The sequence below is a fragment of the Ancylobacter radicis genome, from assembly GCF_018449475.1.
Classification (GTDB): Bacteria; Pseudomonadota; Alphaproteobacteria; order Rhizobiales; family Xanthobacteraceae; genus Ancylobacter; species Ancylobacter radicis.
Window position 1 is genome coordinate 110,011 of the sequence record NZ_JAHCQH010000017.1, and the last position, 14,837, is coordinate 124,847.

A 14,837-nucleotide genomic window follows, 5' to 3' on the forward strand; every position below is an offset into this window, starting at 1 on the left:
CATCGCCCGCGCCATGCGCGATACGAGTCCAATAATGTGACGTCGCCCGCGCCCCCTGTGCGGGGCAACTATGGCCGTATCGCGGCCAGTCAGGGCGTGGAGCCGGCGGCGGAGTCGCCCGACGGGCGACCCATGCTGGCCGGCATTGCCACGGCCGGCCCGTCTGCCGGCCCCTGAGCCGCGAAATAGGCGTTGATGGCCGAGACCATGGCGTCGGTGACACTAGACTGCCAGTCCGCCGATGTCATGAGCTCAAGATCCTTCGTGCTGGAAAGATAGCCCAGTTCGAACAGTACCGAGGGGACGTCCGGCGCCTTCAGCACCTTGAAACCCGCCGATTTCAGCGGCGCCTTGTGCATCCGCGCGGTTTCCGCGACGCTGCCCACCAGCGTGCGGGCAAAATGGGCGGAAAAGTTGCGCGTCTCGCGCTGCGCCAGATCGAACAGGATGCCGGCGACATCGGCCGGCTCCTCGGAAAGATCGAGCCCGGCGATCATGTCCGCCTTGTTTTCCGAATCAGCGAGACGCTGCGCCTCGGCGTCGGAGGCACGGTCGGACAGCGTATAGATGGTGGCGCCGCGCGCATCGCCGTCGCGGGCCGACAGCGAATCGGCATGCAGCGAGATGAACAGCCGCGCATTGTTCTCGCGGGCAAAGCGCACGCGCTGGCCCAGCGCGACATAGGTGTCGCTCTCGCGGGTCAGCAGGGCGCGGTACTTGCCGGTTTTCTCCAGCTTGTCGCGCAACTGGGAGGCGATGGAGAGCACGATATCCTTTTCGGTCACGCCGCGCGCCGCGTTCACCGCCCCGGAATCGATGCCGCCATGGCCCGGATCGAGCACGATCACCGGCCGGAGGTCGCCGGCGGCGGCGGCTTCGGATTTCGGCATTTCCGGCTGCTGCGAGGGGCGCACCGGCGCGGCGACGCTTTTCAGGAAGGTGGCGCGGTCGGTCTTGATGAGGTCGATGACAAGACGCGCCGGCTGGCCGTCCATCGGCTCCAGCACGAAGGCCTTGTCCACCGTCACCGGCGCGGCGACATCCATCACGATACGCGCTTTGCCCGGCGCGAACAGGCCGAAGCGGTAGGCGCTGACCAGGCCCCGCCCCTCGCGCCCGGCACTCGCCGGCAGGGCGAACACCACGCCCGGCACGTCGATCACGACGCGGTAGGGATCGGCCAGGGTGAAGGCGCCCAGCGGCACGGCGCGCGAGAGGTCGATGACGAGGCGGGTACGTTCCTTGTCGCCCGCCAGCCGCGCATCGGTGGCGACCGCCGGCTCGGCGCCCGCAACCTCATCCGGGATAGCCGGTCCGCCCGTCGCCTGCGCGAGAACAGGCATGCCCGCGCCGGCGCACAGAAGCGCCGCCGACAGAACCAGCCCGATCATCGCGTTTCGCCACATCATCGCGTCAGCGATCCTCCAGCAGGACTGTGTGAGGGATAAGGCGCGCGCCTGCGCCTTCCAGCGGATTACTATCCGAATAGGAAGCCACGGTTAACCATTCCTTGCCAGCCGGGTGCCGACTTGCCCGGCGCGTGTCCGGTCGGCAACGCGGCCCGGACGCAAATGGGACACGATCCTTGCCAAATCGGCACGCATGCCGCTATTAAGGGCATGCATATGGTTCGCATTCCGGGTCGCTCGCTTGACATCCGGCTTTCGCGGTCCGACGGCGGGGCGTCCCTCACCGGGATGTCCGTCCACGGTCATGATTGGGCCCCTTCGCGGGCGCGTGGCTTTGACAGCGGAAGATTTTCCGCGCGCCTTCGCATCGCTGGTGCCGACGTCGTTTCCGGGTCCCGGCCGCAGGATGATCGTGCGCTCATTTGCGCGCATGTCCGCGGGGCAGGCGATCATGTGCCTCGAGCCGGATCGGCCCCGATCGCGGCTTGCCCTGTTCGGTCGAGGAATGGACGACAGCACACGATGACGCGTCAGCCGGCAAGTGCGGATCAGGTGGCAGACGGTGTTTTCCGTCGCGCTCATATCCGCCGGGCCGTGTCGTCCTCATGCCGTCCGCGCCGCGTGAATGTGGCGTCGCTTCCTTATTCCCCCTTCTGCGACCTGTTTTTGGTCCGCGCTTACTGGCACGGCCCCAGCCGTCCGGCGTCCCAGGGGACGTCGCCGCTGCCGTTGCCGCATATGAGAGTTCAATGGCCAACAAGATGCTCATCGACGCCACCCACCCCGAGGAGACTCGGGTCGTGGTGGTGCGCGGCAACCGAGTCGAGGAATTCGACTTCGAGGCCGCCAACCGCAAGCCGCTGCGCGGCAACATCTACCTCGCCAAGGTAACGCGGGTAGAACCTTCCCTTCAGGCCGCCTTCATCGAATATGGCGGCAACCGGCATGGCTTCCTCGCCTTCAGCGAGATCCATCCCGATTACTATCAGATCCCGGTTGCCGACCGGCAGGCCCTCCTCGACGAGGAAGAGCGCCAGCAGCGCAAGGAAGCCGAGGCGGAGAACGAGGACCGGCCGACCCGCGTGCGCCGTCGTGGTGCCGCCAAGGATGCCGGTGGCGACGAGACGGTCTCCGAGGCCGCGTCCGGCGAGGATGGCGACAACGACGCCGCCGAAAAGCCCCGTGGCCGCTCGCGCCGTCGCCCCTCCCCCGATGACGAGCCCACCGGCGAGGTCGAGGAAATCGCCGGCGAGGAAGATGTCGTCGAGCAGGTCGGCTCCGATGACGCGATGGAAGAAGTGCCGGAGCGGGGCACCCCGCGCGTGCGTGCCCGCCAGTACAAGATCCAGGAAGTCATCAAGCGCCGGCAGATCATGCTGGTGCAGGTCGTCAAGGAGGAGCGCGGCAACAAGGGGGCGGCGCTGACCACCTATCTGTCGCTGGCCGGCCGCTATTCGGTGCTGATGCCGAACACCGCGCGGGGCGGCGGCATTTCCCGCAAGATCACCTCGGCCGAGGACCGCAAGCGGCTCAAGGAAGTCGCCTCCGATCTCGACGTGCCGGAGGGGATGGGCGTCATCCTGCGCACCGCCGGCGCGAACCGCACCAAGACCGAGATCAAGCGCGACTTCGAGTACCTGCTGCGCCTGTGGGAAAATGTGCGCGAGCTGACCCTCGGCTCCACCGCGCCCTCGCTGGTCTATGAGGAAGGCTCGCTGATCAAGCGGTCGATCCGCGATCTCTACAACAAGGACATCGACGAGGTTCTGGTCTCCGGCGACGAGGGTTATCGCGAGGCCAAGGACTTCATGCGCATGCTCATGCCGAGCCATGCGAAGAATGTGAAGCCCTACAAGGAATTGCAGCCGATCTTCACCCGCTTCGGGGTGGAGAGCCAGCTCGACGCGATGTTCCTGCCGCAGGTCCAGCTGAAGTCCGGCGGCTATCTCGTGATCAACCCGACCGAGGCGCTGGTCTCGATCGACGTGAACTCGGGCCGTTCGACCCGCGAGCACAATATCGAGGACACCGCGCTCAAGACCAACCTCGAAGCGGCCGAGGAAGTCGCCCGCCAGCTGCGCCTGCGCGATCTGGCCGGCCTCGTCGTGATCGACTTCATCGACATGGACGAGAAGCGCAACAATCGGGCGGTCGAGCGCAAGCTCAAGGACTGCCTGAAGAACGACCGCGCGCGCATCCAGCTCGGCCGCATCTCGCATTTCGGCCTGATGGAGATGAGCCGCCAGCGCATCCGCACCGGCGTGCTGGAAAGCTCCACCGAGGTCTGCCCGCATTGCGGCGGCACCGGCCATGTGCGCTCCTCGCCGTCGGTCGCGCTGCAGATGCTGCGCGCCGCCGAGGACATTCTCCAGCGTTCCAACACGCATAATCTCATCATCCGCACCCGGAACGAGAACGCGCTCTATGTGCTCAACCACAAGCGCGCGCATCTGCACGAGCTGGAGGAGCGTTTCGGCGTCCTCCTCACGATCAGCGCCGATCAGACCCTGACCGGCCTCACGCCCTTCGCCATCGACAAGGGCGAGGCGGTGCTCAACCCGATCCCGCTGCCGCGCCCGGCCGAGATCGTAATGGAGCCGGAGGAGATCGAGCCCGAGATCGCCGAGGAACCCGAAGAGGAAGTCGAGGAAGTCCGCGTTGTCGAGCGCGAGAGCGCCCCGGCACCGGCCGCCGCGAATGGCGAGGCGGATGGCGGGGAAGGCAATCGTCGCCGTCGCCGTCGGCGCCGTCGGCGGCGCGGGGGTGGCCAGAATGGGGAAAACGGCAACCGCACCCAGGATGAGGGCGGCGTCGAGACCTCCGGCATCGAGTTCGAGGATGACGACAGCGACATGGATGGCGAGGCCGGCGGCGACGCTTCCCACGCTTCCGTGCCGGATGCCCCGGCGGAGATCACCGCCGAAATGGCCGCTACCGCAGACGTGACCGCCGAAGCGCCGGTGGCCGGTGACGAGGCGGCTCAGGCTGTCGAGCTCGCCGAAGCCGCCGGCGACAGCGTGGCGCCCGCCTCCGCCGAGCAGACGGCCGTCGAGGAGACGCCCGCCGAAGACGCCAAGCCGCGCCGTGGTCGCCGTGGCGGTCGCCGCACCCGCAAGGGTGATGCCGAAGCCGGCGAGGCCGCGCCCGAGGCTGCCGCCTCTGAGGCCGTCGCCCCGACAGCCGACGTGACGGTCGAGGAACCGAAGGCCGAAGAAGTGAAGGCCGCGCCCAAGCCGCGCCGCCGTCGCTCCACCGTGCGCGAGGCCGCCCCGGCGGTCGCGACGGATACGGCCGAGGCCGTGGTGCAGGAAGCCGTGACGCAGGAACCCGCGCCTGCCGAGTCCGTGGCTGCCGAGTCGGCGCCAGCGGAAGCGGCGCCGGTTGAGGTTTCTCCTGTCGAGGCCTTTCCTGTCGAGGCAGCCCCGGTGGAAACGGCCCCGTCCGCGACCGAGGCCCCAACCGAAGCGCCCGCCGACCCGGATCGCCCGCGCCGCACCGGCTGGTGGCAGCGCAAGATCTTCGGCGAGTAAGCCCCTCTTCGGCGCGTGAGCCGACGGGTCAACGACCCATCCCAAACAGCAAAACGGCGCCTCGCGGCGCCGTTTTCTTTTGTCGTGTCGCGCGGCTCAGGCCTTCAGCGCCGCCACATTGTCGGCCACCCAGCCGGCGAGCGTGCGCGGGGCATGGCCGGTCAGCCGCTCGACATCGCCGGTCACCACCGCCGTCCAGCCTTCCCGCACCGGGTAGAAGATGGAGGCGAGGAACGCCGCATAGTCCGCCGGCACGCCGGCGCCGGTGAGAATGCCGATGAAGGTGGCATCGTCCACCGCCTGGTAGGCCACCGGCTTGCCGAGCGCCGCCGCGAGGATATCCGCCGCCGCGTCATAGCCGAGCGCCTCCGGGCCCGTCAGATCATAGGCCGCGCCGTCGAAACGGTCGCTGGTGAGGGCGGCCGCCGCGCTGTCGGCGATGTCGCGCGTGTCGATGAAGCTGGACTTGCCCTCCCCCGCCGGCACGGCAATGACGCCGGCATGGTCGATGCCGGGCTTCCAGAAGTTCAGGAAATTATCGGCGAACCAGTTCGGGCGCAGCACGACATAGGGCACGCCGGAACGCTCAAGCGCCAGTTCGACCTGACGATAGGGAATCGACTCGTCGGCATTGGCCCCGAGCACGCTGAGGAAGACCACCTTCACCCGCCGCGCCACCGCCGCCTCGACCACCGGCATCAGCAATTCGGTGATCGCGGTGTTGCCGGTCGGCAGCATGAGGAACAGCCGGTCGGCACCCTCAAGCGCCGGCCCGAAGGTGGCGGGGTCGGCGAAGTCGAACGCGACGCCTTCCGCGCCCTCCACCGGGCCGCCGGAACGGGAGGCAGCCTTCACCGCCGCTCCCTTGGCCAGCAGCGCCTTGACCAGCGGACGCCCGATCGTGCCGGTCGCGCCCAGTACGAGAACCTTGCCTGTCATCCTCATGCTCCTTAGTATCCATTTGAAACCATGTTTCGAATGGATACATATCCGCTGCCGAAGATCGGCAAAAGAGAGCACTTTCAAGTCACAAGGTAGCCACGAGGTAACTGCCTCGGGCAGGCGGACTCACAGAGCGGGATCACAGAATGGACGCCGGCCCCTTTCCTTTCGACGTGTATGAGGACCAGTGCCCGACGCGCATGGTGCTCGACCGCCTCGCCGACAAATGGGCGCTGCTGCTCATGCTGCGGCTGGCCGACGGGCCGTTGCGCTTCAATCAGCTGCGCCGGGACGTGAAGGGCATCTCGCAGAAGGTGCTCTCGCAGACGCTGAAGAAGCTGGAGCGCGACGGGCTGGTTACCCGCACCGTCTATCCCACCGTTCCCGTGACCGTCGAATACGCCCTCACCCCTCTGGCGCAGACGCTGCGCGAGCCGGTGGAGGCCCTTACCCGCTGGGCCGAATCGCATATGGACGCCGTGCAGGCCGCCCAGCAGGCCTATGACGCAGGGGCAGCGGCGCGCTGAGGCGCGGCCGCGCCAGCGCCATTACGTCATCCCTTGCGCAGGAAGTCGCCGATCCGCTCCACCGCTTCGCGCATCTCGCCGGCCGAACCGGCATAGGACAGGCGCAGATAATGGTGGCCGCGATGCGGGTCGAAATCGACGCCCGGCGTCGCCGCCACATGCGCCTCATCGAGCAGGCGGCGGGCGAAGGCGGCAGAATCCTCGGTGAAGCGCGACACATCGGCATAGAGATAGAACGCGCCGTCCACGGGCAGGAACTCCGGCAGCCCCGCCTTGGGCAGGCCGTGGGTGAGGATCAGCCGGTTCTCCTCATAGCCGTGCTTCACCGCCTCCATTTCCGCCGCGCCATCAAAGGCGGCCTCGGCGGCGATCTGCGAGAGAGTGGGCACGGAGATCATCAGATTCTGCTGCAACCGCTCGACCGCCCGCACCAGCGGGGCCGGCATCACCATCCAGCCGACGCGCCAGCCGGTCATGCAGAAATATTTCGAGAAGGAATGGATCACCGCCGCCTGCGGGCTGATCGCGGCCGCCGTCGCGGCGGGAAAGGCGTAGTCGAGCCCGTGATATATCTCGTCGGAGATGAATCGGATGCCCAGCCCCTCGGCGGTGGCGATCAGTTCCGCCAGCGCCTCCGGCCGCATCATCGTGCCCGTCGGATTGGCCGGGCTCGCCACCAGCCCCCCCTTCAGCGGAGCGCGGGCATGGGCGGCGCGCAGCGCGTCGGGGGTGATGACCCAGCGCGACGCCGCATCGGTCTCGATCAGCACCGGCTCGCAACCCAGCGCGGTCAGGATATGGCGATAGGGCGGGTAGCCGGGATTGGCGATCGCCACCCGGTCGCCGGCCTCGAACATGGAAAGAAAGGCGAGCAGGAACCCGGCCGAGGAGCCGGTCGTCACGACGACGCGCGCCGGGTCGAGATCGAGATCATAGGTCTCGGCATAATGGCGGGCGATGCGGGCGCGCAGCCCCGGCAGGCCGAGCGCGGTGGTGTAGCCGATCCGCCCATGCTCCAGCGCGCGCTTCGCCGCCTCGCGGGCACTGTGCGGGGCGGGCGCGGCCGGCTGCCCGACCTCCATGTGAATCACCTGCCCGCCGGCTGCCTCGATGCGCGCGGCGCGCTCCATCACGTCCATGACGATAAAGGGGGCGATGTCGCTGCGCCGGGAGGCTCCGGCGAGAAGGGTGGCAGCTTGTTCGGGAGAAGGAGCGGGCATTGCGGTTATGTTGCTCAACTTTGCCGTTCCGTCGTATCCGTGCCGCAATCTCCGGCTGGTGTCGGAACGTGTTCAATGGAAGATGATCGGCGGATGGGTTGACCCTGACCCGACGACAGCGTCAGGTCGCCGCGACCGCCAGCACTCGATGGATGATGCCTCTGAGCCGCATTGACAACCCCTTGCTTGCGCCAATGACGCTGCGCACGGTTCGCCCCGCGCGCGAGCGCGGCCTGTTGCGCGGGATTGCCACCACCCTCGCCTTCCTGGCCGCCGGGGCTCTCCCCGTCGCGCCGGCCCAGGCGCAGTCCCAGCGCAACCCGACGATCATCCGCGACGCGGAGATCGAGGCGCTGATGCGCGACTATACCCGCCCCATCTTCAAGGCGGCCGGCCTGACCCAGCAGAACATCCAGGTCGTGCTGATCGGCAATGACTCGTTCAACGCCTTCGTCGCCGACGGCAAGCGCATCTTCATCAATACCGGCACGCTGAAGCAGTCGCCGACCCCCAATGAGGTGATCGGCGTTCTCGCCCATGAGACCGGCCACATTGCCGGCGGTCATCTCGCGCGGATGCGCCAGCAACTGGAATCGGCGCAGACCGCCGCCATCGTCGGCATGTTGCTGGCGGCCGGCGGCGTCGCGGCCGGCGCCTCCGCGGGCTCCAGCATGGCAGGCAACGCCGCCGCCGGCGCCATGACCATGCCGCAGGAGATGGTCCGGCGCACCATGCTGGCCTATCAGCGCAGCGAGGAGCAGGCCGCCGACCGCTCGGCGATCACCTATCTGAACGCCACCAAGCAGTCACCCGCCGGCATGCTGAAGACCTTCGAGCGGCTGCAGAACGACCAGATCTTCATCAGCCAGCGAATCGACCCCTATGCGCTGAGCCATCCGATGGCCGCCGAACGCATCGCCGTGCTGTCCGACCTCGCGCATAAGAGCCCCTATTTCAACGTCAAGGACTCGCCCGAGCTTCAGGCCCGCCATGACATGATGCGCGCCAAGCTGGTCGGTTATACCCAGTCGCCCGATGCGGTGGCGCGAATCTATGGCTCGCAGGGCAATTCGCTGCCGGCCCGCTATGCGCGGGCGATCTCGGCCTATCGCTTCGGCAGCATCGCCGATGCCACCCGGCAGATCGACGGGCTGATCGCCGAGCAGCCGCGCAACCCTTATTTCTACGAGATCAAGGGCCAGTCCCTGCTGGAGGCGGGGCGCCCCCGCGAGGCCATCGCGCCGCTGCGCCGGGCGGTCGAACTGTCGAACGGCAACCCGCTCATCCGCATGATGCTCGGCCAGGCGCTGGTCGCCACCAGCGACAAGTCGATGATGGACGAGGCGGTGCGCGAGCTGAATTTCGGCCTGCAGCGCGAACCCGCCTCGCCCATGGGCTGGCGCTATCTCGCCATGGCCTATGGCCAGCGCGGCGATTATCCCAATGCCGATCTCGCCTCCGCGCAGTCCGCACTGCTGAATGGCGAATATCGCCTGGCCCGTGAACTTGCTACGCGGGCCAAGACCAAGTTTCCGCTCGGCTCGCCCGGCTGGCTCAAGGCCGACGACATCCTCAATTTCAAGCCGCCGCAGGAAGCCATGCGGCGCAAGCCCACCTAACCGGAGAGAGATATGCCGCCGCTGAACCTACTTCGCCGTGCAGGCCGCGGGCTGCTGGCCGCGTCCCTTGCCCTCGGCATCGGCATCGCTCCGGCAGCGGCGCTCGACGACACCCAGCGCAAGGAATTCGAGGGCGTGATCCGCGATTACCTCATCAAGAATCCCGAGGTGATCCAGGAAGCCATCATGGAGCTGCAAAAGCGCCAGGCGGCCAGCGAGGCCACCCAGCGCCAGCAGGCGCTCGCCACCATGAAGCCGCTGGTGTTCGATTCCCCACGCGGGGTGATCGTCGGCAATCCGCAGGGCGACGTCACGCTGGTCGAGTTCTTCGACTATAATTGCGGCTATTGCCGCCGCGCGCTGGCGGACCTGCAGCAGCTCATGAAGAACGACCCCAAGCTCAAGGTCGTGCTGAAGGAATTCCCCGTGCTCGGACCGGGCTCGGTCGAGGCGGCGCAGGTTGCCGTGGCCGTGCGCCTTGCCGCGCCGGACAAATATTACGCCTTCCACGAGAAGCTGCTGAGCGAGCGCGGCCAGGCCAACAAGGCCAAGGCGATCGAGGCGGCGGTGGCGGTCGACGTCGACAAGGCGGCGCTGGAGAAGGCGCTGGCCAACCCGGAAGTGAACGCGACGCTTCAGGAAAGCCTGCAGATCGCCGACTCCCTCGGCATCGACGGCACGCCGTCCTATGTGGTGGGCGACGCGGTGATCGTCGGCGCGGTTGGTCACGACCAGATCAAGGGCGCCATCGATTCCATGCGCAAATGCGGCAAGGCGCAGTGCTGAGCACGGCCCCGGCGCGTTTCGCCGCTGGGGGTTAATGGCGCCTGATGCCTGCAAGGGCTTGGCGTGCGCGCGCCCTTTGCCTATAACCCCGCGTCCCCCCGGCACGCGCCGGGGGAAGCTGGCTCTTTGAGGCGCGATGACGGACACCGTCCACGTCCTGAACGGACCGAACCTGAACCTGCTCGGCACGCGCGAGCCGGAGGTGTACGGCCGTGCGACGCTGGCCGATGTCGAAGCCGCCTGCCGTACCGCCTGCGAGCGGCACGGACTTGGCCTCGTCTTCCGCCAGAGCAACCATGAGGGCGAGCTGGTCACCTGGCTTCAGGAGGCGCGGGGCAGTCTTGGCGTGGTGCTCAATGCCGCCGCCTATACCCACACCTCCATTGCCCTCGCCGATGCGATAAAGGCCGTCGGCCTCAATGTCGTCGAAGTCCACTTGTCCAACGTCTTCGCGCGCGAAGCCTTTCGTCATCATTCCTATATTTCGCCGGTCGCTCGCGCGGTGATCTGCGGGCTGGGGATTGATGGCTACCGGCTCGCCATAGACGCGCTGGCCGCGAGCCGCGTGAACTGAGGGGGACGGGGCGACCGTCACGGGATCATGATGAAAACCAACAAGCCCAACATCGACCCCGCGCTGGTGCGCGAGATCGCCAATCTCCTCTCCGAGAGCGACCTCACCGAGATCGAGGTTCAGCACGAGGATCTGCGCATCCGCGTCGTGCGCGCCGCGCCCACGGTCTATGCCGCGCCGGCGCCGCTCGCCGTTGCCGCCCCGGCCGCCGCGCCGGCAGCGGTGGCTCCTGCCGCCCCGGCGGCGAGCGAGGATCCGTCCAAGCATCCCGGCGTCGTGCCCTCGCCGATGGTCGGCACCGCCTATCTCGGCCCGGAGCCGGGCGCCCGTGCCTTCATCGAGGTCGGCACGGTGGTGAAGGAGGGGCAGACCCTTCTCATCGTCGAGGCGATGAAGACCATGAACGCCATTCCCGCGCCGCGCGCTGGCACGGTCACCCGCATTCTCGTCGATAATGGTCAGCCGGTCGAATATGGCGAGCCGCTTGTGATCGTCGAGTGAGGAGCGCCTGATGTTCGGCAAGATCCTCATCGCCAATCGGGGCGAGATCGCCTTGCGGGTGCTGCGCGCCTGCAAGGAACTCGGCATCGCCACCGTGGCGGTGCATTCCACCGCCGACGCCGACGCCATGCATGTCAAGCTCGCCGATGAGAGCGTGTGCATCGGCCCGCCGGCCGCCAAGGACAGCTATCTCAACATTCCCGCCTTGCTGGCCGCCTGCGAGATCACGGGCGCCGAGGCGGTGCATCCGGGCTACGGCTTCCTGTCCGAGAATGCCCGTTTCGCCGAAATCCTGATCGACCATGGCGTCGCCTTCATCGGGCCCAAGCCCGAGCATATCCGCATCATGGGTGACAAGATCGAGGCCAAGCGGACCGCCAAGAAGCTCGGCATTCCCTGCGTGCCGGGCTCCGAGGGCGGCATCACCTCCGATGAGGAGGCTTCGCGCGTCGCCGACGAGATCGGCTATCCGGTCCTGATCAAGGCCGCCGCCGGTGGTGGCGGACGCGGCATGAAGGTCGCCCGTTCGTCGGACGAACTCTCCTCTGCCCTGTCGCAGGCCCGCTCGGAAGCCCGTGCCGCCTTCGGCGACGATGCGGTCTATATCGAGAAATATCTCGGCACCCCCCGCCACATCGAGATTCAGGTTCTCGGCGACGGCCAGGGCAACGCCATCCATCTCGGCGAGCGCGATTGCTCGCTGCAGCGCCGGCACCAGAAGGTGTGGGAGGAAGCGCCCTCCCCGACCATCACCGCCGAGCAGCGCGCCCGCATCGGCGAGACCGTCGCCAAGGCGATGCGCGACATGAAGTATCTCGGCGCGGGCACCATCGAGTTCCTGTACGAGAATGGCGAGTTCTACTTCATCGAGATGAACACCCGCATCCAGGTGGAGCATCCGGTGACCGAGGCGATCACCGGCATCGACCTGATCGCCGAGCAGATCCGCGTCGCCGCCGGTCAGGCCCTGACGATCCGCCAGGAAGATGTGGTGCTCAACGGCCATGCCATCGAGTGCCGCGTGAATGCCGAGCATCCGCGCACCTTCCGCCCCTCGCCGGGCAAGATTTCCTACTGGCACACGCCGGGCGGGCTGGGCGTGCGGGTCGATTCAGCGGTGTATCAGGGCTATACGATCCCGCCCTATTACGACAGCATGATCGGCAAGCTCATCGTCCACGCCAAGTCGCGCGAGGAATGCCTCAACCGCCTGCGCCGGGCGCTGGACGAGTTCGTCGTGGAAGGCATCGAGACCACGCTGCCGCTGTTCCGCGAGCTGGTGCAGAACGCCGACATCAAGCGCGGCGCTTATGACATCCACTGGCTGGAGCACTTCCTGGCCGAGGGCGAGCCGGGTTCCTGAGCCCGCCGCACCAGCGCCGACAATCACGATGGCCGGGCTTGTCCCGGCCATTGGCGTTTTCAGGCCGGCTGGCGGTTGGCCGCTACCCGCCTGCCCGGACTTGGTGCGCGCGGCCTGGGCGAATTGTGACGTTGCCCAAGGCGGCTGGCCTTCACAGCACCGCCCATCTCCTTCATTCTGGCGTCATGTCACGCCCGCGCGAACATCAGGTCGAGATCACCCCGGAAGTCCTGCTGAAGGCCTATGCCTGCGGTATCTTCCCGATGGCCGAAAGCGCCGATGATCCCGGCCTCTACTGGATCGAGCCGGAGCGTCGCGGCGTCATTCCGCTGGGCGATTTCGCCATCTCCAGCCGCCTTGCCCGCACCGTGCGCTCCGACCGCTTCGAGGTGCGGATCGACTATGATTTCGAGGCGGTGATCGATGGTTGCGCCGCCCCGGCGGAAGGGCGCGGCTCGACCTGGATCAACCGGCGCATCCGCAAGCTCTATTGCGATCTCTATGAACGCGGCTTCTGCCACTCGGTCGAGACCTGGGAAAATGGCGAGCTGGTCGGCGGCCTCTATGGCGTGCGGCTCGGGCGCGCTTTTTTCGGCGAGAGCATGTTCCACACGGCGCGCGACGCCTCGAAGGTGGCGCTGGTGCATCTGGTGGCGCGGCTGCGCAAGGGCGGCTTCACCCTGCTCGACACCCAGTTCGTGACCGATCACCTGCGCAGCTTCGGCGCGGTCGAGGTGACGCGCCGGCATTATCACCGGCTGCTGACGCAGGCGCTGGAGGGCGAGGGTGATTTCTACTGCTGGCCGCCGGGCGAGGCGATCACCGGGTCGCTCTGCTTGCAGTCGCTGAGCCAGACGTCATAGATCGGGTGCTCGACACCGTGCAGGCCGGGGCTGGATGCGAACATCCAGCCCCCGAACAGCGGCTGCACCTTCCCGTCCAGCGTGATCTCCTGCACCTCGACGAAGCCCGTCGTGTTCTGCGACTCGGTTGAGGGGCGCGTGTAGCAGGCGCGCGGGGTGATGCGCAGCGCGCCGAACTGCACGGTCTCATTGATCGCCACGTCGAAGGAGATGATGCGGCCGGTGATCTTGTCGAGGCCGGAGAAGACGGCGGTCTTGTTGACGATCTTCTCGGCCGGGGGCTGCACCACCTCGATATCGCCGCTCGGGCCGATCGTCGCCTGTCCGGGCACGTCGGGCTGCGCCGGCGCGGGCACGCGCGGCTCGCTGCCCTCCACCGGTTCCATGATCGAGGGAACGCCCACCCCGCCGGGCGGCGAATCGGGGTTCTCGACCGCCCCCGGCGGCGGGGCGAGCGGCTGCGATTCGACCCCGCCCTGCCAGCCCTGCTGGGCGGCAAGCGGACCGCTCACGGCAAGGGACGCCACGGCGGCGAGGAGCAGGGAACGCATCGAAGCGGAAAGCATCGCAAGGCCTCGGAAATCGCGCGCCGGGCGGGGCGCGCGCCTCGCGTCAAGATGCGGGGCAATGCGGCGATGTCGGGGCGGGCCCGGTGAAAAGCCCGGCAGGGGCGCGGGAAGTGTCACCCGCGTCGCCTCACCGGCGCGGTCCGATCACTCGGGCGTCCACGCCTTGTAGTCGCCGGTGACGGTCGGGCGATGGCCGAAACCGACGGTCGAGCCGGCCGGGCGATAGGCATTGGCCGTGCCGGTCGGGTTCGGCCGGTGCGGCTTCTCCCACTCGCGGGCGACATAGGTTTCCTGCGGCGGGGCCACATCGCTGCGCTGATGCATCCAGGCGTGCCAGCCCGGCGGAATGGCGGTTGCCTCGGCCAGGCCGTTATAGATCACCCAGCGACGCTCGAAGCCGAGCGCCGGGTCGATCTTGCCGCCCTTGGTCCGGTAATAGGTGTTGCCGAACTCATCCGTGCCGACCAGTTCGCCATAGCGCCAGGTGTGGAAGCGCGTGCCCATGGTCTGGCCGTTCCACCAGGTGAAGGTCTCGATGAGAAAGTCGGAAAGCTTCACGGAAATCGTCCCTGCGCCGGCTGCAAGATGCGCCGGAACATGCCACCCGGACCGGCCCATGTCCAGCGCGGGCGGCGCTCTGGCGGCGTTTAACCACGGGCGCAGATAGCCGTAAGTCAGCCAGAACACGGGGTGTCACACGGAAACCGGCGCCCGGCCGGGGGCGAAGGATGGCGCTGAGGCACCCTTTCGACATATCCGCTCCCGCATCGCTGCACACGCCACGCGCCAGCACTGCCAAGCCCCCACTAGTAGTAGGTCAACGGCACTGCTCTACCGCATGTCGCGCGCTGAGCCGCTCAGGGTGTTGCGCATCGACACGGCCCGGTTCATCCTGTTTTCAAGCTTCGATTCTGGACGTGCGTCACATAAGTCG

At 67.5% G+C, this 14,837-nt stretch carries 13 protein-coding genes; 8 read left to right on the forward strand and 5 right to left on the reverse strand.

From position 1 onward, the window contains the following. Positions 1 to 89 precede the first annotated feature (89 nt). The gene (locus KIP89_RS12345; protein WP_213755740.1) at positions 90 to 1,409 is read right to left on the reverse strand and encodes an N-acetylmuramoyl-L-alanine amidase; all 1,320 of its coding nucleotides are present in this window, start codon (positions 1,407 to 1,409) and stop codon (positions 90 to 92) included. 749 nt (positions 1,410 to 2,158) lie between these two features. Here KIP89_RS12345 and KIP89_RS12350 point away from each other — a divergent pair. Further along, positions 2,159 to 4,939 (forward strand): Rne/Rng family ribonuclease, encoded by a 2,781-nt coding sequence (locus tag KIP89_RS12350; RefSeq protein ID WP_213755741.1) that lies wholly within the window; start codon positions 2,159 to 2,161, stop codon positions 4,937 to 4,939. A 96-nt stretch (positions 4,940 to 5,035) separates the two neighbouring features. Here the strand turns inward: KIP89_RS12350 and KIP89_RS12355 are convergent, their stop codons facing one another. Then, positions 5,036 to 5,878 carry an SDR family oxidoreductase gene (locus KIP89_RS12355; protein WP_213755742.1) on the reverse strand — a complete coding sequence of 281 codons (843 nt, stop codon included), beginning with the start codon at positions 5,876 to 5,878 and terminating at the stop codon, positions 5,036 to 5,038. A 149-nt stretch (positions 5,879 to 6,027) separates the two neighbouring features. Between KIP89_RS12355 and KIP89_RS12360 the strand changes: the two genes are divergently transcribed. Then, positions 6,028 to 6,408 carry a winged helix-turn-helix transcriptional regulator gene (locus KIP89_RS12360; protein ID WP_213755743.1) on the forward strand — a complete coding sequence of 127 codons (381 nt, stop codon included), beginning with the start codon at positions 6,028 to 6,030 and terminating at the stop codon, positions 6,406 to 6,408. Positions 6,409 to 6,434: 26 nt separating this feature from the next. On the opposite strand, the gene KIP89_RS12365 is transcribed toward KIP89_RS12360, so the two are convergent. Continuing rightward, a complete protein-coding gene (locus tag KIP89_RS12365) occupies positions 6,435 to 7,628 on the reverse strand; it encodes a pyridoxal phosphate-dependent aminotransferase (protein ID WP_250152436.1) in 1,194 nt (397 codons plus the stop codon). Between the two features lie 194 nt (positions 7,629 to 7,822). On the opposite strand from KIP89_RS12365, the gene KIP89_RS12370 reads away from it, so the two are divergent. From KIP89_RS12370 to aat, 6 genes are all read left to right on the forward strand, one after another. Then, positions 7,823 to 9,247, forward strand: coding sequence for a M48 family metalloprotease (locus KIP89_RS12370; protein ID WP_369807152.1), 1,425 nt, complete (start codon positions 7,823 to 7,825; stop codon positions 9,245 to 9,247). A 12-nt stretch (positions 9,248 to 9,259) separates the two neighbouring features. Continuing rightward, the gene (locus KIP89_RS12375; protein ID WP_213755745.1) at positions 9,260 to 10,033 is read left to right on the forward strand and encodes a DsbA family protein; all 774 of its coding nucleotides are present in this window, start codon (positions 9,260 to 9,262) and stop codon (positions 10,031 to 10,033) included. Between the two features lie 136 nt (positions 10,034 to 10,169). Continuing rightward, positions 10,170 to 10,607 (forward strand): type II 3-dehydroquinate dehydratase, encoded by a 438-nt coding sequence (gene aroQ / locus KIP89_RS12380; RefSeq protein WP_213755746.1) that lies wholly within the window; start codon positions 10,170 to 10,172, stop codon positions 10,605 to 10,607. Between the two features lie 30 nt (positions 10,608 to 10,637). Next, complete coding sequence (gene accB, locus KIP89_RS12385) at positions 10,638 to 11,108, forward strand: acetyl-CoA carboxylase biotin carboxyl carrier protein (RefSeq protein WP_369807153.1); 471 nt, start codon at positions 10,638 to 10,640, stop codon at positions 11,106 to 11,108. A 10-nt stretch (positions 11,109 to 11,118) separates the two neighbouring features. Then, positions 11,119 to 12,471, forward strand: a complete 1,353-nt coding sequence (gene accC, locus KIP89_RS12390; RefSeq protein ID WP_213755748.1) for an acetyl-CoA carboxylase biotin carboxylase subunit — start codon at positions 11,119 to 11,121, stop codon at positions 12,469 to 12,471. Positions 12,472 to 12,656: 185 nt separating this feature from the next. Further along, a complete protein-coding gene (aat, locus tag KIP89_RS12395; RefSeq protein ID WP_213755749.1) occupies positions 12,657 to 13,334 on the forward strand; it encodes a leucyl/phenylalanyl-tRNA--protein transferase in 678 nt (225 codons plus the stop codon). Here aat and KIP89_RS20145 read toward each other — a convergent pair. Beyond that, complete coding sequence (locus tag KIP89_RS20145; RefSeq protein WP_369807137.1) at positions 13,265 to 13,885, reverse strand: DUF2155 domain-containing protein; 621 nt, start codon at positions 13,883 to 13,885, stop codon at positions 13,265 to 13,267. The two genes, aat and KIP89_RS20145, sit on opposite strands and share 70 nt — an antisense overlap. 162 nt (positions 13,886 to 14,047) lie before the next feature. Next, on the reverse strand, positions 14,048 to 14,461 hold the full coding sequence (locus KIP89_RS12405; protein WP_369807138.1) for an NADH:ubiquinone oxidoreductase subunit NDUFA12: 414 nt from the start codon (positions 14,459 to 14,461) through the stop codon (positions 14,048 to 14,050). Positions 14,462 to 14,837 lie beyond the last annotated feature (376 nt).